Below are 25,292 nucleotides of genomic sequence, written 5' to 3'. Positions count from 1 at the left end.
TCCCCCTGTGGTCAAGACTTGGAGGCAGGAGTCGAACCTGCGCCTTCCCGGGTAACAGCCGGGTGTTCTGCCTGCTGAACTACTCCAAGGAGCGGGGGATGGACATGGAGGCGGGACTCGAACCCGCGCCCTCCCGGTCACGAGCCAGGCGATCTGCCGCTGATCTACTCCATGCCGTTCCCCGCGTCCGAAATCCTATGTCGCGGCGGGACAGCGCCGCCACTGATATTCCGGCTTACTCTGCGGGGTCCGGAAAATTCGGCAGACCCCACCCGGCGGCCACTCGGTCCCGGGTGAGCACCGCGGACGGCAGCCCTTCGGCAAGCAACCGCCCGTCGCGCAGCAGCAGACAGTGGGCCGCGCGGCGGGCAACCATGAGGTCGTGGGTGATGCGGACAACGGTCGTCCCGCCGCGCACCGTCGCGTCGAGCGCGTCGTCGATGAGGGTCTGCGCGTGCAGGTCCAGACCGGCCGCGGGTTCGTCTAGCAGCAGCAGATCCGACTGCTGGGCAAGGGCTTGGGCCACGAGCGTCCGTTGCCGCTGGCCGCCGGAGAGCGTGCCCAGCGGCTGGTCGGCGATCGACGCGATGTCCAGCTGCTCCAGGCAATCCTCGACGACGGTCCGGTCCCGGGCGGTGAGCCTGCGCCACGGGCCGCGGTGCGCCCAGCGGGCCATGGTCACCGTGGCGCGGACGGTGATCGGGAGTTCGCCGGACACCTCGCTGTACTGGGTCGCGTAGGCGGCGCGGAACCGGCTGGTGCGGTGCAGCGTGCCGGAGCTGATCGGCTGGATGCCGGCGATCACGTTGAGCAGGGTCGACTTCCCGGCCCCGTTCGCCCCGACGACGGCGGTGCTCCGCGCCGCGGGCAGCTCGGCGGTGATCCCGCCGAGCACCTCGTGCGACCCGTAGCCCGCGCGGACGTTCCGCAAGGTGACGGCCGGTTCGGCAAGGTTCACCAAAACCCCCTTAAAGAGAATGAAAACCATTTCCACTATAGTGGGGCCGTGGCCTGGTTGCTGACCCCCTTCGACGTGTCGTTCGTGCAGCGCGCGCTCGTCGCCGGGGTCCTCGTGTCGGTGATGTGTGCGCTGGCGGGCACCTGGGTGGTGTTGCGCGGGATGGCTTTCCTGGGGGAGGCGCTGTCGCACGGCATGCTGCCCGGGGTGGCGATCGCGTCGCTGGCGGGAGTGAACCCGCTGCTCGGCGCGGTGCTGAGCGCCGCGGTGATGGCCGGGGGAGTGACCGTGCTGGGCCGGTCGCGGCGGTTGTCGCAGGACACGCTGATCGGGCTGCTGTTCGTGGGGATGCTCGCCGCAGGCGTGATCATCGTGTCGCATTCGCAGTCGTTCGCGGTCGACCTCACCGGGTTCCTCTTCGGCGACGTGCTCGCCGTCGGCACGGGAGATCTGCTGGTTCTGGCGATCGCGCTGGGGCTGGTCGCCGCGGTGTCGCTTCTCGGGTACCGCCCGTTCGCCGCCGTCGCCTTCGATGTCCGCAAGGCCCAGACGCTGGGGTTGCGGCCAGGTCTCGCGAACGCGCTGGTGCTGGCGCTGGTGACCGTGACCGTGGTCGCGTCGTTCCGGGTCGTCGGCACCTTGCTGGCGTTCGGGTTGCTGATCGGACCGGCGGCCGCGGCGACGTTCTGGGCGCGCCGCATCACGACGGTCATGGTGCTCGCCGCGCTGCTGGGAATCCTGTCAACGGTCGCGGGATTGCTCGTGTCCTGGCACTGGGGCACCGCCGCGGGAGCCAGCATCGCGGCCGCCGCGATCGCGCTGTTCTTCCTCTCCGCTCTGCTGTCCGCCGTCCGCGGCCGCCGTCGCTGAACGAATCCGTTGTCCGACAACAGAAATCGAGGACGTATGACGACATCTCCTGTCCGCCGCGCGGCGGGCGTGCTGGCCGTGGCGGCGCTGCTGGCCGCCTGCGGGCACGATCCGGCGGAGCAACCCGCTGCCACGCCGCACGGCTACGTCGAGGGAGCGGAGGAAACCGCCGAGGCACAGTCGAGACTGGTCGTCGCCGACGCCTCGACCGGTGCGGCGCACGTGCTCGACCTGATCACCGAGCAAGTCACGCCGGTGGGAACGGTTGAGGGCGCGCATGCGATCACCGGGGACGGACGGTTCGGCTACCTCACCGGCCGCGCCGACGGGGTCCGCGTCATCGACAGTGGCGCGTGGATGGTCGACCACGGCGACCACGTGCACTACTACCGCGCTGCGGTGCGCGAGACCGGAACCGCGCCGGGCCAGCAGCTGCTGGCCGCTTACAGCGATCCCGCGGTCACCGCACTGTCCTTTCCGGACGGAACTGCCAAGTTGCTGGACCGCGCGAAACTGGACCGCGGTTCGATCGCCGAACTCGGCACGATCGCGCGGAGTCCGCATGCCGGGGTAGCGGTGCCCTATCGCGAACGCGTCCTGGCCTCGGTTGCCGATGGCGTGCGGGTGCACGACCGCCAAGGCAAGCAGGTCGCGGAGATCGCCCAGCCATGCCCGGAACTGGGCGGTGCGGCCGTCACGCGGCGGGGCGTCGTCTTCGGGTGCGCGGACGGCGCGTTGCTGGTCACCGAGAAGGACGGGACGTTCGCCGGGGAGAAGATCCCCTACCCGCGTCCGGTCGGCAAGGAGGAACGCGCCTCCAGGTTCGCGCACCGGCCCGGCAGCACGACCCTCGCCGCCGCGGCCGGGACTGACGCGGTGTGGGTACTGGACGTCCGGGCCCGGAAGTGGTCCCGGATCGAGACCGGTCCGGTCGCTGCACTGAACGCTGTCGGCGAGGACGCGCCGGTCTTGGTGCTGACCCGGGACGGCGTGCTGCGGGCCTTCGACCCAGGCAGCGGGGCGCAACAGGCGCAAGTCCCGCTGCTGCCCGCGGTCAACGGCCCGGTCGCCCCGGCGATCCAGGTCGACGCGACCCGCGCCTACGTCAACAACCCGTCCTCCGGCGAGATCTACGAGATCGACTACAACGACCACCTCCGCCGAGCCCGGACGCTTACCGTTCCCGGCAAGGCCAGCTACGTCGTGGAGACCGGCCGATGAGCAGAATCCGGGCCCTGCTGGTCGCCGCGCTCCTGGTGGTGTCCGGCTGTTCCGGCGCGGGCGCGAGCGGCGGTTCGGTGGTGGTGACCACGAACATCCTCGGCGACATCACCCGCCGCATCGTCGGCGACCAGGCGGGCGTGACGGTGCTGATGAAACCGAACGCCGACCCGCATTCCTTCGGCATTTCCGCACAGCAGGCGGCGGAGGTCGAACACGCGGGGCTGATCGTCTACAACGGACTCGGGCTCGAGGAGGGCATGCTGCGCACGGTCCAGGCGGCCGAGCGCAACGGCGTTCCGGCGCTGGCGGTGGGCGAGCGGGTCGACCCGATCAGCTACGCCGCCCACGGCGGTCCGGATCCGCATTTCTGGACTGATCCCGGCCGTGTCCGCGCCGCCGTGCCGGTGATCGCCGACCAGATCGTCGCGCGGGTGTCCGGAGTGGACGGGAACGTGATCCGGGCCAACGCCGAACGGTACCGGCAGGAACTCGGCACGCTCGAGGACACGATGCGCCGCCGGTTCGCGGAAATCCCGCCGCAGCACCGGAAACTGGTCACCAACCACCACGTGTTCGGCTACCTGGCCCAGCGGTTCGGCTTCCAGGTCGTCGGCGCGGTGATCCCGAGCGGCACCACGCTCGCCTCGCCCAGCGCGTCCGACCTGAAGTCGCTGGCCGACGCGGTGCGCGCGGCCGGGGTCCCGGCGGTCTTCGCCGATTCCTCCCAGCCGGACCGCCTCGCGCGGGTGCTCGCCGACCAGGCGGGCGTGCGGGTGCGGGTGAAGTCGCTGTTCTCGGAATCCCTCAGCGAACCCGGCCAAGGCGCGGCGACCTACCTGGAGATGATGCGAGCCAATACCGACGCGATCGTCGGCGGCCTGGCCGCGCCCTGATCTTCGACACCGAGAAAACCCATCCCCACCAAGGAGAACGAAATGCCAGTGCCGCCCTACCGAACCGCCTGCGCCGCTCTTGCCGCGGCCGGGCTGCTCACGGTGACCGCCTGCGGATCCCCGGAGCCGCCCCCGGCAGCCGCACCCCAGACGGTCGCCGATCCGGTCGCGATCACCTACGACGGGGGGATCTCGCTGCTGGACGGGAAGACCCTGAAGGTCGTCAAGGACCTCCCGCTGCCCGGCTTCAACCGCCTCAACCCGGCCGGCAACGACCGGCACCTGATCGTGTCCACGGCCACCGGATTCCGGCTCCTCGACGCGGCAGGCGCGACGCTCACCGACTCCGAGATCCGCGCCCCGAAGCCGGGACACGTGGTGCGGCACGCAGGCAAAACGGTCCTCTTCTCCGACGGCACCGGCGAGATCACGGTGCTCGACCCGGCGACGCTCGGGACCGGGAAACCGCCTGCGCCGCAGCACAAAACCCCGGAACCGCATCACGGCGTCGCGGTCGAACTGGCCAACGGTGAGCTGGTCGCCACGATCGGCAACGAGGACGCCCGGAACGGCATCGCGGTGCGGGACAAGGACGGCAAGGAGATCGCGCGCAACGACCAATGCCCGGGCGTGCACGGCGAAGCGACCGCGCGGGGCGAGACTGTTGTGGTCGGCTGCGAGACCGGCGCGCTGATCTACCGCGCGGGGAAGATCACCAAGGTGACCAGCCCGGACGCCTACGGACGCATCGGCAATCAGGCCGGCTCCCCGCAGTCGTCGATCACGCTGGGAGACTACAAAACCGACAAGGAAGCGGAACTGGAACGGCCGACGCGGGTCTCGCTGATCGACACCGAGAAGGCCAGCCTGCGGCACGTGGACCTCGGCACCAGCTACACCTTCCGCTCCCTGGCCCGCGGCCCGCAGGGCGAGGGCCTGGTGCTGGGCACCGACGGCAAGATCCACGTGATCGACCCTGCCGCGGCCCGCGTGACCCGGACGATCCCGGTCATCGGCTCGTGGCAGGAGCCGCTCGAATGGCAGCAGCCGCGTCCCGCGCTGTTCGTCCGGGGCGGGACTGCGTATGTGACGGACCCGGGCAAGAAGGAGGTTCACGCGGTCGATCTCGGGACGGGGGAGAAGACCGCGACCGGCACCCTCCCTGGGGTGCCGAACGAACTCAGCGGAGTCGTCGCGGAAAGCTGAGCAAGGGGTGGCTGGTGGGCGGCGGAATGTCGCCCACCAGCCACGAGTCAGCGAGCGGCGGCGCTTCACCCAGTTCGTGGCGGGAGCCGCGTCCGGCGTTGTTCGTCCGGGGTGGGACGGCGTATGTGACGGATCCGGGCAAGAAGGAGGTTCACGCGGTCGATCTCGGGACGGGGGAGAAGACCGCGACCGGCACCCTCCCTGGGGTGCCGAACGAACTCAGCGGAGTCGTCGCGGAAAGCTGAGCAAGGGGTGGCTGGTGGGCGGCGGAATGTCGCCCACCAGCCACGAGTCAGCGAGCGGCGGCGCTTCACCCAGTTCGTGGCGGGAGCCGCGTCCGGCGTTGTTCGTCCGGGGTGGGACGGCGTATGTGACGGATCCGGGCAAGAAGGAGGTTCACGCGGTCGATCTCGGGACGGGGGAGAAGACCGCGACCGGCACCCTCCCTGGGGTGCCGAACGAACTCAGCGGAGTCGTCGCGGAAAGCTGAGCAAGTGGCTGGTGGGCGGCGAAACATCGCCCACCAGCCACGAGTCAGCGAGCAGCAGCGCGGCGCTTCGTCCAGATGTCGTAAGCGACCGCCGCGAGCAGGACCGCGCCTTTGACGAGCATGACGCGTTCGCTGGGCGCCCCGATCAGGGACATCCCGTTGTTGATCACCGCCATGATCAGGCCGCCGGTGATGGCTCCGACGACCTTGCCGACCCCGCCCTGGACCGCGGCGCCGCCGATGAACGCGGCGGCGATGGCGTCGAGTTCGAAGTTGACGCCCGCGGTGGGCCCGGCCTGGTTGAGCCGTCCCGCGAAGATGATGCCGGCGAGCGCGGCGAGCACGCCCATGTTGACGAACACCCAGAACGTCACCGATTTGACCTTGACCCCGGACAGCGTCGCGGCCTGGAGGTTCCCGCCGATGGCGTAGATGTGCCTGCCGAACACGGATTTCCCGGCGACGAGCGAGTAGCCGAGCACGAGCACCGCGAGCAGGACGAGCACCCACGGCAGATTGCGGAACCGGGCCAGCTGCACGACCACGGCCAGCACCAGCGCGGCGGCGACGGCGATCTTCAGCACGAACAGCGGGAACGGGTCGACTTCCTGGCCGTAGCCGAGCCGGGCGGCGCGTTTGCGCCACTGCGTGAGCACGATTCCGGCCACCACGACGACCCCGGCGAGAAGGCTGACCAGGTCCGCGCCGCCGAGCGGGCCGAGGCCGATGTTGCCGAGGTATCCGCCGGTGAAGCCGTTGGACAGGGTGCGGATCGCGTCCGGGAAGGGGCCGATGCCCTGGTTGCCGAGCACGGTGAGGGTGAGCGCGCGGAAGGCGAGCATCCCGGCCAGGGTCACGATGAACGCGGGGATGCCGAAGTAGGCGACCCAGTATCCCTGCCAGGCGCCGATCACCGCGCCGACGACGAGGGTGAGCACGACCGCGAGCGGCCAGGGCAGCCCGAGATTCACGGTGAGGACCGCGGCGACCGCGCCGGTCATCGCCACCACCGAGCCCGCGGACAGGTCGATGTGCCCGGAGATGATCACCAGGATCATCCCGATGGCGAGGATCAGCACGTAGGAGTTCTGGACGATGATGTTCGAGATGTTCTGCGGTTCGAGCAGCGCGCCGCCGGTGATCACCTCGAACAGCACGACGATCAGCGCGAACGCGACGTAGATGCCGCTTTGCCGGAGGTTGATCGAGATCCGCCGGGGGCTGCGCCCGGCGGGCGGGGCGGCCGGATCGGCTGGCCGCACGGGGTTGGCGGTGGTCATGGCCGTTCCTTCGTCATGTGTCGCATGAGCAGTTCCTGGGTGGCGTCGGCGCGGGCGACCTCGCCGGTGATCCGGCCCGCGGACAGGGTGTAGATGCGGTCGCAGAGGCCGAGCAGTTCGGGGAGTTCCGAGGAGATGACGAGGACCGCTTTCCCCTGCGCGGCCATCTCGTTGACGATCGTGTAGATCTCGTACTTCGCGCCGACGTCGATGCCGCGGGTGGGCTCGTCGAGGATCAGCACGTCCGGATCGGTGAAGATCCACTTGGCCAGCACGACCTTCTGCTGGTTGCCGCCGGACAGCTTCCCGGTGACGCTGCGCACCGACGGCGCCTTGATCCGGAGATCGCGGTGGAACCGGAGCGCGACGTCGTGTTCGGTGTGCTCGTTGACCCAGCCGCGGCGGGAGAGCGAGGGCAGTCCCGCCGCGGAGGTGTTGCGCTGGATGTCGTCGATCAGGTTGAGCCCGTAGAGCTTCCGGTCTTCGGTGGCGTAGGCGATGCCGTTGCGGATGGCGTCGCGGACCGACCGCAGCGCGATCTCCTTGCCGTCCTTGACCAGCCGACCGGAGATGTTCGTGCCGTACGAGCGGCCGAAGACGCTCATCGCGAGTTCGGTGCGGCCCGCGCCCATCAGCCCGGCGAGCCCGACGATCTCGCCGCGGCGCAGGGTCAGGTTCGCCCCGTCCACGACGACCCGCCCGGGCTGGTTCGGGCTGTGCACCGTCCAGTCCTCGATCCGGAGCACCTCCTCGCCGATGTCCGGTTCCCGCGGCGGGAAGCGGTGTTCGAGGTCCCGCCCGACCATGCCGGTGATGATGCGTTCCTCGCTCAGCCCGGCGGCGCCGAGCGTTTCGATCGTCTTGCCGTCGCGCAGGATCGTGACGGTGTCGGCGATCGCGGTGACCTCGCCGAGCTTGTGCGAGATGATCACGCACGTGACGCCGTCGTCCCGCAGTTCGCGCAGCAACCCGAGCAGATGCGCCGAATCGTCGTCGTTGAGCGCGGCCGTCGGCTCGTCGAGGATGAGCAGTTTGACGCGCTTGGACAGGGCTTTGGCGATCTCGACCAGCTGCTGTTTGCCCACGCCGAGTTCGCTGACCGGCGTGACGGCGTTCTCGCGCAGCCCGACCCGGCGCAGCAGGTCGGCGGCCTCGTGGTTGGTCCGGTTCCAGTCGACCCAGCCGCGCCGGGCCCGTTCGTTGCCGAGGAAGATGTTCTCGGCGATCGAAAGCTGCCCGCACAGCGCGAGTTCCTGGTGGATGATCACGATGCCGCGGCGTTCGCTGTCGCGGATGGACCCGAACGCGCAGGCCTGGCCGTCGAAGGTGATCTCGCCGTCGTAGCTGCCGTGCGGGTGGACGCCGGACAGGATCTTCATCAGGGTGGACTTCCCGGCGCCGTTCTCGCCGCAGACGGCGTGGATCTCCCCGCGCCGGACCGACAGCGTGACGTCGGACAGCGCGGTGACGCCGGGGAAGGTCTTGGTGATCCCGCGCATGCCGAGCAGTTCGGTCATTTCAGCTGGCCCGCCGTGTAGTAGCCGGAGTCGAGCAGCTCCTTCTGGTAGTTGGACTTGTCCACCACGACCGGCTGCAGCAGCTGGGACGGGACGACCTTCTTGCCGTTGTCGTAGTCGGTGGTGTTGTTGACCGCGGGCTTCTGTCCCTTGAGGACGGAGTCGGCCATCTTCACCGTGACGTCGGCGAGCTTGCGGGTGTCCTTGAAGACGGTGGAGTACTGCTCGCCCGCGATGATGGACTTGACCGAGGCGACTTCGGCGTCCTGTCCGGTGACGACCGGGTAGGGCTGGCCGGCGGTGCCGTAGCCGTTGCTCTTGAGCGCCGACAGGATCCCGATCGAGAGGCCGTCGTAGGGGGAGAGCACGCCCTGGACCTTCGCGCCGCCGGTGTAGGTCTTGGTGAGCAGGTCTTCCATCCGGCGCTGCGCGGTGGCCGGGTCCCAGCGCAGGATCGCGGTCGGCGCGAAGTCGACCTGACCGCTCTTGACCACCAGCTTCTTGCTCGCGATCAGCGGTTTGAGGACCGACATCGCGCCGTTGTAGAAGAAGGTCGCGTTGTTGTCGTCCGGCGAGCCGCCGAACAGTTCGATGTTGAACGGGCCCGGCCCGTCGCCGAGGCCCTTGAGCAGCGAGTTCGCCTGCTCGACGCCGACCTTGAAGTTGTCGAAGGTGGCGTAGTAATCCACGGCGGTCGAGTTGCGGATGAGCCGGTCGTAGGCGATCACCGAGACCTTGCGGTCGGCGGCCTCCTGCAGCTGGGTGGTGAGCGCGGTGCCGTCGATCGAGGCGACGACGAGCAGTTTCGCGCCCTTCGTCAGCTGGTTCTCGATCTGGTTGACCTGGGTGGGGATGTCGTTCTCGGCGTACTGCAGGTCGACCTGGTAGCCGAGCTTCTCCAGCGCGGCCTTGATGTTGTCCCCGTCGTGGATCCAGCGCTCCGACGATTTGGTCGGCATCGTCACGCCGACCAGCGCGCCGGCGGATCCGCCCGCCTGCTGGTCGACGGTCTTCGCGCTGGACCCGCAGGCGGCGGCGCCGAACGCGAGCACCGCGACCCCGGCCGTCGCCGCGACGGTGCGGATTCCTCGAATGAACCTCATTGTTCGTTCTCCTTCTTTCAGAAACCCTGGGCGAGCCGGTGGTAGGCCTGGTTCCAGCGGATGCGGTCGGCGAAGTCCGCGGTGGTGGTGCTTCCGTCGATGACGAGCAGTTCGACGTCGAGCATCCGGGCGAAGTCCCGGACGGTCTCGGTGCCGACTGCCTGGGTGAGGACGGTGTGGTGCGGTCCGCCGGCGGTGATCCACGCTTCCGCGGACGTGGCGAGCGACGGCGCGGGCTTCCACACCGCGCGGGCCACCGGCAGGTTCGGCAGCGGTTCGTCGGGCGGGACGACGTCGATTTCGTTGGCCACCAGGCGGAACCGGTCGCCGAGGTCGATCAGGCCCAGCACCGTGCCCTGACCGGCCGCGGCGTCGAAGACCAGCCGCACCGGGTCCTCGCGGCCGCCGATGCCGAGCGGGTGGATCTCGCACGACGGCTTGCCCGCGGCGATGCTGGGGCACACCTCGAGCATGTGCGCGCCGAGGATCTTCGGTTCGCCAGGCCCGAAGTGGTAGGTGTAGTCCTCCATAAAGGACGTTCCGCGGTTCGAGCCCCGGCCCATCGCTTTCACCGACGCCAGCAGCGCGGACGTCTTCCAGTCGCCTTCGCCGCCGAAGCCGTAGCCGTCGGCCATCAGCCGCTGCACCGCCAGTCCCGGCAGCTGGCGAAGCCCGCCGAGATCCTCGAAGTTCGTGGTGAACGCGCCGAACCCGCCTTCGGAGAGGAAGGACCGCAAGCCGAGTTCGATCCGCGCGGCGTAGCGCAGCGACTCGTGCCGCTCACCGGCGCGCGCCAGCTCCGGTGCGAGCGCGTACTCGTCGGCGTACTGCGCGACCAGGCTGTCGACGTCCGAGGCGGAGGCCGCGTCGACCCGTTCGGCGAGTTCGGTGACGCCGTAGGTGTTCACCGAGACACCGAACCGCAGCTCTGCCTCGACCTTGTCGCCTTCGGTGACCGCGACGTCGCGCATGTTGTCGCCGAACCGGGCCAGTTTCAGCGTCCGCAGGTGAGCCGCGCCGATCGCCGCGCGCGCCCACGCGTCGATCCGGGCGACCACCGCCGGATCGGCCGCGTGCCCGGCGACCGTCTTGCGCGGGATCCCGAGCCGGGTCTGGACGAACCCGAACTCCCGGTCGCCGTGCGCGGCCTGGTTGAGGTTCATGTAGTCCATGTCGAGCGTGGCCCACGGCAGCGCCGCGTCGAGCTGGGTGTGCAAGTGCAGCAACGGTTTGCGCAGCGCGTCGAGTCCGCTGATCCACATCTTCGCCGGGCTGAAGGTGTGCATCCACGCGATCACGCCGACGCACGCGGGGTCGGCGTTGGCCTCCTGCAGCACCTGCCGGATTCCGGCGGACTCGGTCAGCACCGGTTTCCCGACCAGTTCGCACGGGAGCCCGCCGGAATCGGCCAGCAGCTGCCGGATCCGCAGCGACTGCCCGGCGACCTGGTCGAGGGTCTCCTCGCCGTAGAGCGCCTGGCTGCCGGTGAGGAACCACACCTGCGGCTTGGTCGCGAAAATCATCTGTTCTCCTTGCTGGATCAGGGTTTTCAGCGCTGCCCGTAGACGTTCTGGTAGCGCGCGTGCAGCCGGTCGACGTCGGTTCCCGAGAGCGGGACGGGCGTGCCGAGCTGGTGTGCGATGTGGACGGTGCGGGCCACGTCCTCGACCATCACCGCGGCCTTTACCGCGTCCCGCGCGGTCGCGCCGACGGTGAACGGGCCGTGGTTGCGCATCAGGACGGCGGGGGAGCGGGTCGCGCGCAGCGTTTCCACGATGCCGCGGCCGATCGAGTCGTCGCCGATCAACGCGAACGGGCCGACCGGGATCTCGCCGCCGAACTCGTCGGCGATCATCGTGAGCACGCACGGGATCGGCTCGCCGCGCGCGGCCCAGGCCGTCGCGTAGGTCGAATGCGTGTGCACGACCCCACCGACCTCGGGCAGATGCCGGTACACGTAGGCGTGCGCGGCAGTGTCCGACGACGGGGCGAGTTCGCCGTGCACGAGCTCGCCGTGCAGGTCGGTGACGACCATGGTGTCGGCGCTCAGGTCGTCGTAGGACACTCCGGACGGCTTGATCACCATCAGGTCCTCGCCGGGCACCCGCGCCGACACGTTGCCCGAGGTCCAGACGACCAGCTCGTTGCGCGTCAGCTCGCTGTGCAGCCGCGCGACGGATTCCCGCAGCTCCGCGATCGTCCCGCGCGCCTGGGCGGTCAGCGTCATCAGTTCTGTCCTTTCGCGACAGTGGCCAGTTCGCGGCGGCGCGCGGCGAGACGGTGCAGCACGTCGTTGCCGCCGCGGCCGAAATAGTCGTGCAGCGCGGTGTATTCCGCGTACAGCTCGTCGTAGGCCGACACGTTCGTCAGCACGGGTTGGTGCGCCATCCGCTGGACCGAACCCATCGCCGCCGCGGCCGCGCGCACGTCGGGGTAGGCGCCGGCGGCGACCGCGGCGTGGATCGCGGAGCCGAGCGCGGGTCCCTGCGCCGAGCCGATCACCGAGAGCGGCAGACCGGTGACGTCGGCGTAGATCTGCATCAGCAACGGGTTCTTGGTCAGCCCGCCCGCGACGATCAGCTCGGTGACCGGGACTCCGGCGGCCTCGAAGGTCTCGATGATCTTGCGGGTGCCGAACGCGGTGGCCTCCAGCAGCGCCCGGTACACGTGCTCGGCCCGGGTGCTCAGCGTCTGCCCGACGAGCACGCCGGACAGTTCGTGGTCGACCAGGACCGACCGGTTGCCGCTGTGCCAGTCGAGCGCGACCAGTCCGTGCTCGCCGATCTCCTGCTGCGCCGCGAGCCCGGTCAGGAACTCGTGGAGCCCTTCGGTGCGCGCAGCGTCCGAATAGGACTGGGGGACGCAGTGGTCGACGAACCAGCCGAAGATGTCGCCGACCCCGCTCTGCCCTGCCTCGTAACCCCAGAGCCCGGGGACGATGCCGCCGTCGACGACCCCGCACATGCCCGGGACCTCGCGCAGGTCGGCGCCGTTCATGACGTGGCAGGTCGACGTGCCCATGATCGCGACCATCTGGCCCGGCTCGACGGCCTGCGCGGCCGGCGCGGTGACGTGCGCGTCGACGTTCCCGACCGCGACCGCGATCCCGGCGGGCAGCCCGGTCCAGGCCGCGGCTTCCGGGCTGAGCTTCCCGGCGAGCGAGCCCAGCTGGCCGATCGGATGGTCGAGCTTGTCCTCCACAAAGGACGCGAAGCCGGGGTTGAGGCTGCCGAGGAATTCCCGGCCCGGGTAGCGGCCGTCCTGGTAGATCCCCTTGTACCCGGCCGTGCAGGCGTTGCGGACGTAGGTCCCGGTGAGCTGCCAGACGATCCAGTCCGCCGCCTCGACCCAATGCCGCATGGCCCGGTAGACCTCGGGGGCTTCCTCGAACAGCTGCAGCGCCTTGGCGAACTCCCATTCGGACGAGATCAATCCGCCGTACCGCGGCAGCCACGGCTCAGCGCGTTCGCGGGCCACGGCGTTGATGCGATCGGCCTGCGGTTGCGCGGCGTGATGCCGCCACAGCTTCACGTACGCGTGCGGATTGCCGGTGAACTCCGGGAGCTCGGACAGGGGAGTGCCGTCCGCGGTGGTCGGGATCATCGTGCAGGCGGTGAAATCCGTGCCGATCCCGATCACGTCCTGCGGATTGGCGCCCGCTTCAGCCAACGCGGCGGGCACGGCGGTGCGCAGGACGTCCACGTAGTCCGACGGGACCTGCAACGCCCAGCCCGGCGGCAACTCCTCGGCGGTGGCGGGAAGCCGGTCGTCGACGACCCCGTGCCGGTATTCGGTCACGGCGGTCCCCAGTTCGGCGCCGTCGCGCACCCGGACCACCACGGCGCGTCCGGAGAGCGTGCCGAAGTCGATGCCGACGACGAGGGAATCTGCTGGCACTGGAGGGATTTCCTTCCGGACTCCACGCCGCGCGACGGGCTGCCGCTCGACTGTTAGCGCTAACATTTGAAGGGTGATCGCTTGCTTGGATGCGGTCGTGCGGTGCTCTTACCGGGGCCCGGTGCTGTCCCGGACGATCAGATCGGGTGCGACGAGATGGCGGATGCCGGGGTCGCCGCCTTCCATGCGTTCGACGAGCAGCCGGAACGTCCGCCGCCCGACCTCGATGAAGTCCTGCCGGACGGTGGTCAGCGGCGGGCTGAAGTACGCCGCCTCCGGCACGTCGTCGAACCCGGCCACGCGAACCTGGCCCGGCACCGAGATGCCGGCCTCGGCGAACGCGCGCAGCACGCCCAGCGCCATCTGGTCGTTCGCGACGAACACCGCGTCGGGTCGGGTTTCGGCGACCAGACGGCGTCCGGCGTCGTAGCCGGAACGCGGACTCCAATCCCCGCGCAACGGCGGCGGCACCCGCGCTCCGCGCCGCTCGAGCGCTTCCCTCCAGCCGCGCTCGCGTTCCAGCGATTCCAGCCAGTCCTCCGGACCGGCGACGTGCCACACGGTTTCGTGCCCGAGCGACAGCAGATGCTCGGTCACCCGGCGGGCCCCGTCGTACTGGTCGACCGAGATCACCGGCACCGGAACGGATTCGCCGCCGCCGACCGCGACCATCGGGATGTCGCCGGTCACCTGCCGCAACGCCTCGCCTGCCGCGACGTGCGGCGCGATCACCACGATCCCGCCGACCGCCTGCCGCCGCAGATTGTCCACCGCCTCAGCGAAAGTCGACCGCCGAGGCCGGCTGACGCTGGAGATGGTGACCCCGTATCCCTCTTCGCGAGCGGCGTGCTCGATGCCGTACAACGTGCTCGCCGGACCGTACAAATTGGACTCCAGCGCCACGACGCCGAGAATGCTCGACCGCCCGGTCGCCAACGTCCTGGCCGCCGAGTTCGGCCGGTACCCGAGCTCCTCCACCGCGGCGAGCACCCGGGCCCGCGTCTCCGCGCGAACCGTCCCGGTGTCGTTGACGACCCGGGAGACAGTCATGTGCGAAACACCCGCCATGGCAGCCACTTCGGCCAGCCCGGGCTGGCGTTTGGCAGTGGGACCGTCGGTGGGCATCCCCGCACCTCCTCGCTGAAGTTCGCGGCGTGAGCATGGCAATGTTAGCGATAACAGGCGGCTGGTCAAGGCTTTCTTCGCAACTTGGTGCGGGACTGGTGCCGACGGGGGTGTGAGGCAGCCGGTCAAAGGCCCTGTCATGAGTGCTGGGCGATCTTCCAGCACGGCGGGCAGGCGTGGCGGGCGGCTGGCGCTGAGCCCTCTTTCAGCCAAGACGCAAGGACTGCGCCGGGACGCGAGTTGGTGCGCGAAGCGAAGCCGACCTCTAGGCGCTATTGACTACGATCACGGCGGCGCCGACGCGCTCAAGCTCGACCTTGACGCCGTCCGCCCGTGTCCGGCTGATGCGCGTGAGCAGTGGAGACGGTGCCGATTCGACGAGGTCTTTCGCTTCTTTGAGCCCTAGTCCGGCCACGTGCGCTCGGACGATTTTGATCACCTGGATCTTTCTCTCGCCTGGGTCGGCGAGAATGACGTCGAACATGCCGGTGTAGTTGACTGGGCTTTGTTGCGGCGGGAGTTCGTCAAGATCGACTGCCGCGACGACGGCCGCGAGTTCGGGCTCGGCGGACGTCGAGAGGGCCGCGAGGTACTCGCTTGGACCAGTTCTCGTCAGCCGGAGGTCGTCGCTCGCGTCGTTGACGACTGTCGCCGCGTCGGCGACGTCCCATCGGATGCCAGTGAACGACTCCCGGGTGAATCGAGCCGCGAGGATCGCTTCCGCATGTGCACGTCCATAGGCGTCAGGCGCAGTGGTGCGCAACGCGATGATGCGTTGGCTGAGCAGTCCCGGGGCGACCGCGAACGCTTCCCTGGCCGTCGTGAGGACGTAGCCGCACACCATCAAGGTGTAGAGATCTGCGGATTCGCGCTTGGTCAGTTTCTTCAACGAGATATTCCCCGCCGCGGTCGTCGTCGGACAGCGCTCGGGAATCGCTGACGCATTCGGAACCAGGACCGCGACGGACGCTTCACCGGCTTCGACGCCGATCGGTACGGCGGCGGCATCGTTGTCTTCAAAGGCTTCCGTGAGCGTGGCCATGACGACGTCCGGATCGTTGTCGTGCAGCTGTTGCCACAGCCCGTCGAGTTCGGCCTGCTGCTGCTCGCGAAGCAGGCGATTCTTCTCGCGAAGATCTGCCAGTTCGGCCTGCGCGGCTTGCTCGGCCGCCACCTTGGCCTGTTTGCGTGCTCGTCGTGCGAACACGCTGATGCCCGACAAGCTGGACTTCCTATGCTGCGAGAGGAGTGCGTGCTCGTTCGGCGGGGCTGGCTCTGGAGCTATTGGGTGTTGAGCGTCGGGGAAGTCTGGTCGATGGAGCGTCAGGATGGCTTGCAGTGCGGAGGCCAATGCTTCGGCTTGCTGAGCCTTGACGGCGGCGGCAAGCGACCTGGAGGTCGATGCCGTGGAGGAGCCGCGGACCGTCCGGTGACCGCCACCAAGCGCTGCGTAGAAGCTCGCGGGATCGAGGCTCGTCGAGATACTGGCGCGGCCGCTGCCGAACTGAACTTGAGCGGCTCCAGGCCCGACGCCAGCACGCAATCCCCGGTTCGACGTTCTGATTCGAACGCCCGGGGTCAGGTTCACGGAGAAGGTCATTCTGCACCTCGGTTTGTGTAGCCGCTGTCTATGACGCCGCGGCCTGCGGGGAGAGCTCCTCGTCGCGGCGGGTCAATTGACGGCTGGTACGCCACTCCTGGGCTTCCGGCTCCTCGATGTAGTCGACGAGATTGTCCTTCAGGCCCAGCTCTTCGAGAACTGCCAAGATTTCGGACGGGGTGGCGTAGAAGAACTCGCGCCGGAGGTTGACCCGGTTTACGCGACGCGCGGCGAGGTGCTGATGCAGCCGCGTTTCCAGGCTCACCGCGTCGGCGTCGAAGATCGTGGCATGGACGTCGAATCGAAACGGGACCGAGGCGTCGCCGAGTTCGCGCACACGTTCGAGCGGATCGAGCCGACGCGTCAAGCCGATCTTGACGACACCGTCGCCGAATGACCCGACGTTGGAGATCACGTAGACCCACCCGGTGCGAATATTCGCTTCGCGCTCCTCGACGCCTCTGATCGCGTCGCCGATTTCGTCGAGTTTCGTCTGAGCTGCTTCTGCCTGCTGCTCGTCGCCGGACTCGGCCCACTTCCGCAGGGCGTTGCGCCAGTGTGCCTCTTCCTTGGCCAGCCTGGCTTTCTCGCGCTCGAACTCTCGCCGGGCCTGCTGTTCGTCCCGCTGGCGTTCCCGTTCAGCCCGGATGCGTTCCTTCTCCTCTTCGACCTTCGCGAGGTGATCAGCGGTGAGTTCGAGTTCTTCGAGACGCAGCCGGTGATAGCCGGGGGAGATGTTGATGTGCATGGTCTTGCCGAGGCGGGAGATGATGTCCCGGGTCTTGGTCAACCGGTCCTTCGCGGAGTCGAGACGGTAGGGGCGCATGGATCTCACACAGTTGTCCGCTTCGGCGTTGTAAGCGCGCAGCATCAGCTTCGAGAAGTCCCTGACCATGCGCTGCCCCTGTACTGTTGATCCGTTCACCGTCCAATCGGTGCCGGCAGTGATCGCATGATTATTCTTCGCGGATACTTTGATCGAGTCCCTCAGCCGTTGCAGGGCTGCTTTGTAGGCGACGGCGTCGGCGAGCCGGTGCCGGAATTCGTAGATCCCTGCCTCTTGAAGCAGTGTGATCTCCTCGGTCTTGACGATCTCACCGCGGAGAGCTGAGAGCTTCGTCGTTGCCTCATCGATCTGTTGCCGGATCGAGGCCAGGTGCGCCGCGGCGCTGTCCTGCTTCCGTGCCTGATCGTCTCGTTGCACCTGCGCTTTCTGCTCGAGTTCGGCGAGCGTTTGGCGCATCTGGTGAATTTCTTTCTCCGCCTCCAGTGCGTCGCGCCCCCGGAGTTGGACGCATTCGGCTTTGAGATCAGCAAGCTCCACGGTCAACGCAGTGTTGTGCGCGCTGAGTTCACGGACCTGGGAAGCAGCTTGGCGGAAGTTGGCGGTCTCCGTGGCGAGGTCGGCTTCGAGCCCGCGAACCCGCTTCCGGGCACCGAACAACCTGGGCTTGCCCGACGTGGGAGCGGGACCCGCTTGAGCAGGTGCCGGGCGGGCTTCCTGCTCAGTATCGGGTGTCCACAGCTGCCAGAACTTCGGCGGTGCCGGCCAGTCAGTTGGCGGCTGCCAGCCTGGCGGAGGCGTCCATCCGGCGGGAACCGCCGGCCAGTTCGGTGGCGGATTGAATCTATATCCCATGCCGCTGCCCTCCGCTGTGCGCGATCAGAGCAGGAGTCGGTGTGACGGGAAAGCGTGTTACACGGCATGGCCCGGTTGCCAAGCACGGGACCGGGGAGCTAATGGCGGCCACCGGTCATAAGGTTGTCTTCAAATGCGAAACAAGCGAATGGCAACGCGGTTCTGGGCAATGGGGAGGAGACACGCCTCGACACTGTTCATTCATGGTCCAGCGGCTCAGCCGCAGGTCGTCTCGCCGAAGGGCCCACCGGTTTCTGCGCATGGCTGGACGTCCGACAGTCCGGCTGAGAGTGTCCGAGCGCGCCCGACAGGGCGGCGTCTCACCGCCGCGGAACCGGCCGCGAGAGCCGCAGTTCGATCAACTCCGCCCCTCGCCGCAACAGATCCACCCACTGCTCCGGATCATGCTGGAACCGGGAAGCAGACCAGCCAACAGACAAGCTCCCGTACGGTTCTCCGCGCAAGAACACCGGCACCGCGAGCGTCGCCACCCCGGTGTCGTACTCGCCGGTGGTGAACGCCCAACCCCGCTCGGCGACCTCGGCCAGATGTTCGCGGAGCACGGCGAGATCGGTGACCGTATCCGGCGTGAACCGGGCCATCGGCCGGTCGGCGAACAACCGGTCGCGTTCCTCTTCGGACAGGAACGCGAAGTAAGCCTTGCTCGTCGCCCCCGCATGCGCCGGGTACAGCTCGCCGACCAGTGAGTAGCCGCGCAGCCGTCCGTCCGCGCCTTCCGCGGCCAGCACGCATCGGGTGTGCGCGCCGTCGGGCAGGGACAGCAGGGCGGCGTGTCCGGTCTGGGCGGCGAGGTCGGACAGGACCGGGACCACCAGCAGGTCCAGCGCCCCGGCCCGGTCCCACATCCGGCCCAGGTGCAGTGCGGCCGGGCCGATCCGGTACTTGCGGGTGCTGTCGTCGCGGACGAGGAAACCGCGGTGGGCCAGCACGGCCAGGAGCCGCTGGGCGATCGACGTGTGCAGCCCGAACTCGCGGGCCACCGCGGTGACGCCCCATTCCGGGCGGGCGCGGTCGAACGCGAGCAGGACCTGCAGCGCGCGGTCCGCGGTCTGCGGCAGGCCGGGCGGGGTGGTGCGGTCGTCGGGGTCCGGCATCCAGCCATTGTGCGAATAACGGGAAATGCTGGCAATGCCGGGGCGCCCGGACGGAATCTGGTCGGACCAATCCCCGGCGGCCTTGAATACTCCAGAGGAACCACATGCTCAAACACGTCCTGGAACTGCTCGAAATCCTCGACGACCCGGCGGTGACCGGGAAAGAGGTCGTCGCCTACCTCGACGCCGTCGCCGGCGCGGACGGCAGCGGCGCGGAGATCACGACGGTGCCCGGTCCGGCCGGGAAGACCGACTTCGTCCGGGTGCGCGTGTCCGGCAGCCGGGGCCGCACCGCGGGTGGCGACGCGCCCACGCTCGGTGTCGTCGGGCGGCTCGGCGGGGTCGGCGCCCGGCCGGAAGTGACCGGGTTCGTGTCCGATGGGGACGGTGCGGCCGCCGCGCTCGCCGCCGCGGCCAAGCTGCTGTCCATGCGGGCTCGCGGGGACGTGCTGGCCGGCGACGTGCTGATCGGGACGCACGTCTGCCCGGACGCGCCGACCCTGCCGCACGATCCGGTGCCGTTCATGAACTCGCCGGTCGACATCGCCACGATGAACAGCTACGAGCTCTCCGACGAGATGGCCGCCGTGCTGTCGATCGACACCACCAAGGGCAACCGGGTGATCAACCACCGCGGGCTCGCCCTTTCCCCGACCGTGCGCAGCGGCTACATCCTGCGGGTCTCGGAGGGCTTGGGCGAACTGCTGGAGGCGGTGACCGGAGCGCCGCTGGTGACCTACCCGATCACCACGCAGGACATCACCCCGTACGGCAACGGCGTCTATCACCTGAACTCGATCCTGCAGCCGGCGACAGCCACGGACGCGCCGGTCGTCGGGCTGGCGATCACGTCGGCGGCGACGGTGGCGGGCTGCGCGACCGGCGCCAGCCACGAGACGGACATCGCGGCCGCCGCGCGCTACGCGGTCGAGGTCGCCAAGCAGTTCGGGGCGGGCGCGCTGCATTTCCACGACGAGGCAGAGTTCGCCAATCTGCAAGCCCGCTACGGCTCGATGGCGCACCTGCAGACGCTGGGCACGGAGGTGGCCGGATGAGCACCGCGACGAAAACCGCGAAACACGCCAAGAAACGGATCGGCAACGACGACTACTCGCTGCGCCGCGTCCCCGAAAACGCCCGCTACGGCTTCGGTTCGATGCTGCTGCAGTGGCTCGCGCAGTCCGGCTCGCTGTCGCAGTTCGTGCTCGGCGCGACGCTCGGCGTGGGGATGCGCTTCTCCGACGCGTTCTGGGCGTTCACCCTCGGCGCGGTGATCCTGGAGGTGGTGATCTTCCTGATCGGCCTCGCCGGGCAGCGCGAGGGGCTCACCATGACCATGCTGACCCGGTTCACCGGCTTCGGCCGCAACGGGTCCGCGCTGGTGAGCCTGGTGATCGCGATCAGCCTGGTGGGCTGGTTCGGCGTGCAGAACGGCATCTTCGGCAAGAGCATGCACGCCCTCGTCGGCGGTCCGCCGTGGCTGTGGTGCGCGGTGTCCGGCGTCGTCTTGACGCTCCTGGTGATCTACGGCTTCAAGTACATGATGTGGCTGGCGAAGATCGCGGTGCCGCTGTTCTTCGGCCTCGTCGCGTGGAGCGTCATCTCGACCCTGTCCGACCACTCGGTGGGCGCGCTGATGTCGGCCGCGCCGACCGCGACGGCGATCTCCATCCCGGCCGCGGCGACGATCATCGCGGGCGGCTACATGACCGGTGCCGTGGTGGCTCCGGACATGACCCGGTTCAACCGCAAGGGCTGGCACGTCCTGCTGCAGAGCTCCGCGTCGATGGTCTTGTCGGAGTACATCGTCGGCATGACCGGCGTGCTGCTCGGGCACCTGGTCGGCAGTTCCGACGTCACGCACATCGTGCTGTCCACGTCGGGCTTCGTCGGGCTGATCGTGGTGGTCCTGGCGACCGCGAAGATCAACGACTGGAATCTCTACGGCTCTTCGCTGGGCGTGGTGAACTTCGTGCGGACCGTGTTCGGCCGCCCGCTGCACCGCGGTGTCGTCACCCTGGTGATCGGCATCGCCGGGACGGTGCTGTCCGCGATCGGCTTCCTCCAGCACTTCACCGCGTTCCTGTCCGTGCTGGGCGTCGCGATCCCGCCGGTGGGCGGCATCATCGTGGCCGAGTACTTCCTGGTGCGCGGCCTCTCCACCCCGCTGCGGGAGACCAGGGCCGCCGGCCGGGTGCCGACGTCGATGCCGGTGTGGGTGCCCGCCACGCTCGCGGTGTGGGCGGCGGCGTTCTGCGTCGGCGAGTTCGTGCACTGGGGCATCCCTGCGCTCAACTCGCTGCTCACCGCCGCGATCCTGTACACGGTGCTGGGCCGCGCCGGGCTGATCCGGCCGGTGGGCTCGGCGGAACTGGAGGAGGTGGCGCGGTGACCAGCGCACAGGACGAGGTGGTCGACCTCTGCCGGGACCTGATCCGGATCGACACGTCCAACCCGGGCGCGACCGAGCGGCCCGCCGCCGAGTACGTCGCGGAGAAGCTCACCGACGCCGGGCTGGAACCGACGCTGGTGGAAAGCGCGCCCGGGCGGGCCAGTGTGTTCGCGCGAGTGTCCGGTGTGGACTCGTCGCGTCCCGCGCTGCTTCTGCACGGGCACCTGGACGTGGTGCCCGCCGACGCCGACGAGTGGAGCGTCCCGCCGTTTTCCGGCGAGATTGCCGACGGCATGCTGTGGGGCCGCGGTGCCATCGACATGAAGGACTTCGACGCGGCGATCCTCGCGCTGGCGCGGCAGTTCGGCCGCACCGGCGAGAAACCGGCGCGGGACATCGTGTTCGGCTTCCTCGCCGACGAGGAGGGCGGCGGCAAGTTCGGCTCGCACTGGCTGGCCGAGCACCGCCCGGACCTGTTCGACGGCGTGGGCGAGGCGATCACCGAGGGCGGCGGGGTGTCGTTCGACCTCGGCAACGGCAGCAGGCTGTATCCGATCGAGTGCGCGCAGCGCGGGCAGGCGTGGCTGCGGCTGACCGCCACCGGCCGGGCCGGGCACGGCTCCTCGCCGAACGACGAGAACGCGGTCACCGATCTCGCCGAATCGCTCGCCCGGATCGGGCGGCATCGGTTCCCGGTCCGGCTGATCGAACCGGTGCGGGCGCTGCTGGAACGCGCCGCCGAACTGCTCGGCGTCCCGTTCGATCCGTCCGATGTGGACGGAAGCCTGGCGCGGATGGGCCCGGTGGCCGACCTGGTGAACGTGATCCTGCGCAATTCGGCGAACCCGACCATGATCTCCGGCGGGTACCAGGTGAACGTCATCCCCGGCCGGGCCACCGCCGCGGTCGACGGCCGGTTCCTGCCCGGGTACGAGAAGGAACTGCTGGACACCATCGACGAGCTGCTGCTGCCGTCGGTGCGCCGCGAGTTCATCCACCGCGACATCGCCATGGAAAGCGGCTTCGACGGCCCTCTGGTGGACGCCATGTGCGCCGCGATCACCGCGGAGGATCCGGACGGCCACCCCACGCCGTACTGCAACGCGGGCGGCACCGACAACAAGGCGCTGTCCGGCCTCGGCATCCGCGGCTTCGGGTTCAAGGCGCTGCGCGTCCCGCCGGAACTGCCCTACAACCGGCTGTTCCACGGCGTGGACGAACGCGTCCCGCTGGAGTCGCTGCGGTTCTCCGTCCGGGTCCTCGACCGGTTGCTGCGGACTTGCTGAACAATGGCGGGCGAACCAAGGAGAATCGCGTGACTGACTTGCTGTTGCTGTCCAATTCGACCAACCACGGCCACCAGCCGCTGGAACACGCGCTGGACGCGGTGGCCGAGGTGCTGGACGGACGCACCGAGCTGCTGTTCGTGCCCTTCGCGCTGGCCGACCACGACGGCTACACCGAGCGCATCGCCGCCGCCGCGGCACCGCTCGGGGTGCGGGTGCGCGGGCTGCACACCGCCGAAGACCTGGTCGCCGCGGTGCGTTCCGCCGAGGCCGTGTTCACCGGCGGCGGCAACACGTTCCGCCTGCTGGCCGAGCTGTACCGGCGCGAGTTGCTGCAACCGTTGCGGGACCGGGTGTCCGAGGGAATGCCCTACCTCGGTGCCAGCGCGGGAACCAATATCGCCGGGCCGACGGTGCGCACCACGAACGACATGCCGATCGTGGAACCGCCGAGCCTGACTTCGCTGGGCCTGGTGCCGTTCCAGCTCAACCCGCACTACGTCGACCCCGATCCGGGCAGCACGCACATGGGCGAGACCCGGGAGAAGCGGCTCGCGGAATTCCACGAGTGCAACGACATCCCGGTGCTCGGCCTGCGCGAGGGCACCTGGCTGCGCGTGCGCGGGGATTGGGCGGAACTCGCGGGCGTGTCCACGAGCGGCGGCGCGGCCGGGCGGCTGTTCCGGCGCGGCTTGCCGGGCGAGGATCTTTCCGGCGACGTGAGCGATCTGCTCGCTCCGGCGCGCGAACCGGTGTGGGGCTGATCGCCCGGCACCCCGGCAACTGTCCGTGAAGGGCCCCTTGGAAGGAATCTGATTTCCCATGCCAAGGGACTTAAGGCGACACCGCGGGGGTTGCCGGGCTCGTGTGCCCGCGTCGAAGGGCTGGCCAGGGTCGGCGGTCGCCGGGGAGGCGACAGGACGCTCGCGAAAGCGCTTGGCGGGACGCCGAGTCCCGTGCCGGGCGACGTCAGCCGCGATTCGGCCCGGCTGACCGTCCACAAGAGACGCAACAGCCGCCGAAATGCCCGTTTTGCGATTCCGTGACGGGTTATTCAGGTCCGTGAGGGTCGCCTTGAGGGAATCTGATTCCCTCAAGGCGACCCTCACGGACCGCAGCCACTCAGCACCTTCGGCCTGGGCAGGCTTGCCTCAGCCGCATCCACGGCGCCGCCTTGGGTTCCTGGCGCAAAATCTCATTCCCCTCAAGGGGCCCTTCACGTACGGTCACGGCGCTGGGCCGGGGGAGAGGACTCTGGCGAGATAGCTTGACACAAGCATCTTAGGACAAAGATACTTCCGGGCGACCCCGCCGGCCGAGGCGGCCGGTCTGGCGGCGCGGCGGGTCCGCGCGTTCCGGGCCGCCTCGCGATGGTCCGGCCCGGAAAGGAACCGCGGTGACTCTGCCGACCGAAGACCGGCGTCCCGGCGCGCCGATGACCGCGTGGCTGGGCGTGCTGGCGTTGCTGGCGGTCGTGGCGATCTCCTACATCGACCGGGTCAACGTGTCCGTGCTGATCACCGATCCGGCCTTCACGCGGCATTTCGGGATCGCGGGCAACCGGGCGGCGCAAGGCGCCCTGATGACGCTGTTCCTGGCCGGCTACGGAATCGCGGCCATGCTGATCACGCCCTGGTACGAAGCAGTTTTCGGGGTGCGGCGCGGATTGCTCGTCAGCCTGGGGTGCTGGGCGTTGTTCACTCTCGTGTCCCCGTACGCCGGGAGCGCGATGCTGCTGCTGACCCTGCGGTTCCTGCTCGGGGCCAGCGAGGGGCCGCTGTTCTCGCTGAAAACCATGTACGTCAAGGACAATTTCGCCGAAGGCGCGTGGGGCAAGCCCAACGCGGTCAGCTCGATGGGCGTTTCGCTGGGCACGGCGCTGGGCATCCCGGTGATCACCTTCGCTCTCGTGCACTTCGGCTGGCACGGCTCGTTCCTCCTGCTCGCGGCGCTCAATCTCGTGGTCGGGCTGCCGCTGGTCGCGGTGTTCGTCCGGGCCTCGCGCCGCCGGACGGCGGTCCGCGAACCGGCGTTGCGGCGGTTCGCGGGGGCGCTGCGCACGCCCAAGCTCGGCTGGATCCTGCTGATCGAGGTGGCGACGCTCGGCTATCTGTGGGGCAGCACGTCGTGGCTCCCGTCGTATTTGCTGCAGGCACGGCATTTCTCGCTGGCGCAGATGAGCGCGCTGTCGGCGCTGCCGTTCGTGGTCAGCCTCGGGTCCGGGTTCCTCGGCGGATGGCTCATCGACCGGATGCCGGCCCGCCGGGCGCCGCTCGTGCTGGTCATCGGCAGCGTCGGCACCGCGCTGTGCGCGACGGCCGTGACCTTCGCCGATTCGCGCTGGCTCGCGGCGGCGACGCTGATCCTCGCCAACGCGTTCTGGGGCCTGCAAGGACCGGCGATCCCGACCCTGGTGCAGCAATACGCGCCGGCGGGTGCGGTGGGCAGCGCCTACGGCTTGATCAACGGGGTCGGCAATCTGGTGTCCGCGCTGCTTCCCACCTTGATGGGCGTGGCGATCGCGGCGGGCGGCGACCACGGGTTCGCCGCCGGGTACGCCCTGCTCGCCGCGACCCAGCTGCTCACGCTGGTCGGTGCGGTCGTGCTGCTCCGCGGCCGCGCTCCGGCCGGGAAAGCACCCGCCGCGGCCGGTCAGCCCGCGGCGCAGTCCCGTTAGGACGCGGATAGGCTCCGTCC

At 69.2% G+C, this 25,292-nt stretch carries 22 protein-coding genes and 2 tRNA genes; 11 read left to right on the top strand and 13 right to left on the bottom strand.

Translation table 11 applies throughout. The features are described from left to right. Positions 1 to 16 precede the first annotated feature (16 nt). The 3 genes from DMP23_RS17600 to aztA all read right to left on the bottom strand — a co-directional run bounded on the left by DMP23_RS17600 (position 17) and on the right by aztA (position 961). A tRNA-Asn gene (locus DMP23_RS17600) sits at positions 17 to 89 on the bottom strand. Between the two features lie 10 nt (positions 90 to 99). Beyond that, positions 100 to 174 (bottom strand) — tRNA-Thr (locus DMP23_RS17595). A 61-nt stretch (positions 175 to 235) separates the two neighbouring features. Then, a complete protein-coding gene (gene aztA / locus DMP23_RS17590; RefSeq protein ID WP_443111344.1) occupies positions 236 to 961 on the bottom strand; it encodes a zinc ABC transporter ATP-binding protein AztA in 726 nt (241 codons plus the stop codon). A 45-nt stretch (positions 962 to 1,006) separates the two neighbouring features. Between aztA and aztB the strand changes: the two genes are divergently transcribed. From aztB to DMP23_RS17560, 6 genes are read left to right on the top strand one after another with little or no spacing between them, the layout of a single operon-like run. Beyond that, positions 1,007 to 1,828, top strand: coding sequence for a zinc ABC transporter permease AztB (gene aztB, locus DMP23_RS17585; protein ID WP_337821733.1), 822 nt, complete (start codon positions 1,007 to 1,009; stop codon positions 1,826 to 1,828). A 36-nt stretch (positions 1,829 to 1,864) separates the two neighbouring features. Continuing rightward, positions 1,865 to 3,049: a hypothetical protein gene (locus DMP23_RS17580; RefSeq protein WP_337821732.1), complete on the top strand. Its 1,185-nt coding sequence runs from the start codon at positions 1,865 to 1,867 to the stop codon at positions 3,047 to 3,049. After that, complete coding sequence (gene aztC / locus DMP23_RS17575; protein ID WP_337821731.1) at positions 3,046 to 3,945, top strand: zinc ABC transporter substrate-binding protein AztC; 900 nt, start codon at positions 3,046 to 3,048, stop codon at positions 3,943 to 3,945. The genes DMP23_RS17580 and aztC overlap by 4 nt, the downstream gene beginning before the upstream one ends. 42 nt (positions 3,946 to 3,987) lie before the next feature. Further along, positions 3,988 to 5,151, top strand: coding sequence for a zinc metallochaperone AztD (aztD, locus tag DMP23_RS17570; protein ID WP_337821730.1), 1,164 nt, complete (start codon positions 3,988 to 3,990; stop codon positions 5,149 to 5,151). Between the two features lie 14 nt (positions 5,152 to 5,165). Beyond that, complete coding sequence (locus tag DMP23_RS17565) at positions 5,166 to 5,396, top strand: hypothetical protein (RefSeq protein WP_337824514.1); 231 nt, start codon at positions 5,166 to 5,168, stop codon at positions 5,394 to 5,396. 14 nt (positions 5,397 to 5,410) lie between these two features. Continuing rightward, the gene (locus tag DMP23_RS17560; protein WP_337824514.1) at positions 5,411 to 5,641 is read left to right on the top strand and encodes a hypothetical protein; all 231 of its coding nucleotides are present in this window, start codon (positions 5,411 to 5,413) and stop codon (positions 5,639 to 5,641) included. A gap of 44 nt (positions 5,642 to 5,685) precedes the next feature. On the opposite strand, the gene mmsB is transcribed toward DMP23_RS17560, so the two are convergent. The 10 genes from mmsB to DMP23_RS17510 all read right to left on the bottom strand — a co-directional run bounded on the left by mmsB (position 5,686) and on the right by DMP23_RS17510 (position 18,917). Then, positions 5,686 to 6,921 carry a multiple monosaccharide ABC transporter permease gene (mmsB, locus tag DMP23_RS17555; RefSeq protein WP_037806337.1) on the bottom strand — a complete coding sequence of 412 codons (1,236 nt, stop codon included), beginning with the start codon at positions 6,919 to 6,921 and terminating at the stop codon, positions 5,686 to 5,688. After that, positions 6,918 to 8,438: a multiple monosaccharide ABC transporter ATP-binding protein gene (mmsA, locus tag DMP23_RS17550; protein ID WP_037806335.1), complete on the bottom strand. Its 1,521-nt coding sequence runs from the start codon at positions 8,436 to 8,438 to the stop codon at positions 6,918 to 6,920. Before mmsA ends, mmsB begins: the two co-directional genes overlap by 4 nt. Next, positions 8,435 to 9,541, bottom strand: a complete 1,107-nt coding sequence (gene chvE / locus DMP23_RS17545; protein ID WP_337821729.1) for a multiple monosaccharide ABC transporter substrate-binding protein — start codon at positions 9,539 to 9,541, stop codon at positions 8,435 to 8,437. Before chvE ends, mmsA begins: the two co-directional genes overlap by 4 nt. A gap of 17 nt (positions 9,542 to 9,558) precedes the next feature. Further along, on the bottom strand, positions 9,559 to 11,064 hold the full coding sequence (gene araA, locus DMP23_RS17540; RefSeq protein ID WP_037806331.1) for an L-arabinose isomerase: 1,506 nt from the start codon (positions 11,062 to 11,064) through the stop codon (positions 9,559 to 9,561). A gap of 26 nt (positions 11,065 to 11,090) precedes the next feature. Further along, complete coding sequence (locus tag DMP23_RS17535; protein ID WP_037806329.1) at positions 11,091 to 11,768, bottom strand: L-ribulose-5-phosphate 4-epimerase; 678 nt, start codon at positions 11,766 to 11,768, stop codon at positions 11,091 to 11,093. Further along, on the bottom strand, positions 11,768 to 13,438 hold the full coding sequence (araB, locus tag DMP23_RS17530) for a ribulokinase (RefSeq protein ID WP_037806327.1): 1,671 nt from the start codon (positions 13,436 to 13,438) through the stop codon (positions 11,768 to 11,770). The genes DMP23_RS17535 and araB overlap by 1 nt, the downstream gene beginning before the upstream one ends. 108 nt (positions 13,439 to 13,546) lie before the next feature. After that, positions 13,547 to 14,563, bottom strand: a complete 1,017-nt coding sequence (locus DMP23_RS17525) for a substrate-binding domain-containing protein (protein WP_043838587.1) — start codon at positions 14,561 to 14,563, stop codon at positions 13,547 to 13,549. A 265-nt stretch (positions 14,564 to 14,828) separates the two neighbouring features. Then, complete coding sequence (locus DMP23_RS17520) at positions 14,829 to 16,163, bottom strand: ribosomal protein L7/L12 (protein ID WP_337821728.1); 1,335 nt, start codon at positions 16,161 to 16,163, stop codon at positions 14,829 to 14,831. A 28-nt stretch (positions 16,164 to 16,191) separates the two neighbouring features. Continuing rightward, entirely contained in the window at positions 16,192 to 17,802 is a 1,611-nt protein-coding gene (locus DMP23_RS17515; protein ID WP_337821727.1) for a DUF4041 domain-containing protein, read from the bottom strand. A 320-nt stretch (positions 17,803 to 18,122) separates the two neighbouring features. Further along, positions 18,123 to 18,917: an IclR family transcriptional regulator gene (locus DMP23_RS17510; RefSeq protein WP_337821726.1), complete on the bottom strand. Its 795-nt coding sequence runs from the start codon at positions 18,915 to 18,917 to the stop codon at positions 18,123 to 18,125. A 104-nt stretch (positions 18,918 to 19,021) separates the two neighbouring features. Here DMP23_RS17510 and DMP23_RS17505 point away from each other — a divergent pair, with 104 nt between their 5' ends. The 5 genes from DMP23_RS17505 (at position 19,022) to DMP23_RS17485 (ending at position 25,272) form a co-directional block, all read left to right on the top strand. Further along, complete coding sequence (locus DMP23_RS17505) at positions 19,022 to 19,972, top strand: DUF1177 domain-containing protein (RefSeq protein WP_134662842.1); 951 nt, start codon at positions 19,022 to 19,024, stop codon at positions 19,970 to 19,972. Next, positions 19,969 to 21,309: a cytosine permease gene (locus DMP23_RS17500; RefSeq protein ID WP_337821725.1), complete on the top strand. Its 1,341-nt coding sequence runs from the start codon at positions 19,969 to 19,971 to the stop codon at positions 21,307 to 21,309. Before DMP23_RS17505 ends, DMP23_RS17500 begins: the two co-directional genes overlap by 4 nt. Beyond that, positions 21,306 to 22,595 carry a M20/M25/M40 family metallo-hydrolase gene (locus DMP23_RS17495; protein ID WP_337821724.1) on the top strand — a complete coding sequence of 430 codons (1,290 nt, stop codon included), beginning with the start codon at positions 21,306 to 21,308 and terminating at the stop codon, positions 22,593 to 22,595. Before DMP23_RS17500 ends, DMP23_RS17495 begins: the two co-directional genes overlap by 4 nt. Positions 22,596 to 22,624: 29 nt before the next feature. Beyond that, positions 22,625 to 23,359, top strand: coding sequence for a dipeptidase PepE (pepE, locus tag DMP23_RS17490; protein ID WP_337821723.1), 735 nt, complete (start codon positions 22,625 to 22,627; stop codon positions 23,357 to 23,359). 632 nt (positions 23,360 to 23,991) lie between these two features. Further along, a complete protein-coding gene (locus tag DMP23_RS17485; RefSeq protein ID WP_205669897.1) occupies positions 23,992 to 25,272 on the top strand; it encodes an MFS transporter in 1,281 nt (426 codons plus the stop codon). The last annotated feature ends 20 nt before the right edge of the window (positions 25,273 to 25,292 follow it).

This window comes from Amycolatopsis sp. A1MSW2902 (assembly GCF_017312175.1).
Classification (GTDB): Bacteria; Actinomycetota; Actinomycetes; order Mycobacteriales; family Pseudonocardiaceae; genus Amycolatopsis; species Amycolatopsis nivea.
Note: the sequence above shows the minus strand (reverse complement) of the source record. Positions and strands in the feature narration are given on the sequence as shown.

Coding starts and splice junctions, on each gene's coding strand:
- DMP23_RS17580 (WP_337821732.1), top strand. CDS start 1,865: ATGACGACATCTCCTGTCCGCCGCGCGGCGGGCGTGCTGGCCGTGGCG.
- aztC (WP_337821731.1), top strand. CDS start 3,046: ATGAGCAGAATCCGGGCCCTGCTGGTCGCCGCGCTCCTGGTGGTGTCC.
- aztD (WP_337821730.1), top strand. CDS start 3,988: ATGCCAGTGCCGCCCTACCGAACCGCCTGCGCCGCTCTTGCCGCGGCC.
- mmsB (WP_037806337.1), bottom strand. CDS start 6,921: ATGACCACCGCCAACCCCGTGCGGCCAGCCGATCCGGCCGCCCCGCCC.
- mmsA (WP_037806335.1), bottom strand. CDS start 8,438: ATGACCGAACTGCTCGGCATGCGCGGGATCACCAAGACCTTCCCCGGC.
- chvE (WP_337821729.1), bottom strand. CDS start 9,541: ATGAGGTTCATTCGAGGAATCCGCACCGTCGCGGCGACGGCCGGGGTC.
- araA (WP_037806331.1), bottom strand. CDS start 11,064: ATGATTTTCGCGACCAAGCCGCAGGTGTGGTTCCTCACCGGCAGCCAG.
- DMP23_RS17535 (WP_037806329.1), bottom strand. CDS start 11,768: ATGACGCTGACCGCCCAGGCGCGCGGGACGATCGCGGAGCTGCGGGAA.
- DMP23_RS17525 (WP_043838587.1), bottom strand. CDS start 14,563: ATGCCCACCGACGGTCCCACTGCCAAACGCCAGCCCGGGCTGGCCGAA.
- DMP23_RS17520 (WP_337821728.1), bottom strand. CDS start 16,163: ATGACCTTCTCCGTGAACCTGACCCCGGGCGTTCGAATCAGAACGTCG.
- DMP23_RS17515 (WP_337821727.1), bottom strand. CDS start 17,802: ATGGGATATAGATTCAATCCGCCACCGAACTGGCCGGCGGTTCCCGCC.
- DMP23_RS17510 (WP_337821726.1), bottom strand. CDS start 18,917: ATGCCGGACCCCGACGACCGCACCACCCCGCCCGGCCTGCCGCAGACC.
- DMP23_RS17505 (WP_134662842.1), top strand. CDS start 19,022: ATGCTCAAACACGTCCTGGAACTGCTCGAAATCCTCGACGACCCGGCG.
- DMP23_RS17500 (WP_337821725.1), top strand. CDS start 19,969: ATGAGCACCGCGACGAAAACCGCGAAACACGCCAAGAAACGGATCGGC.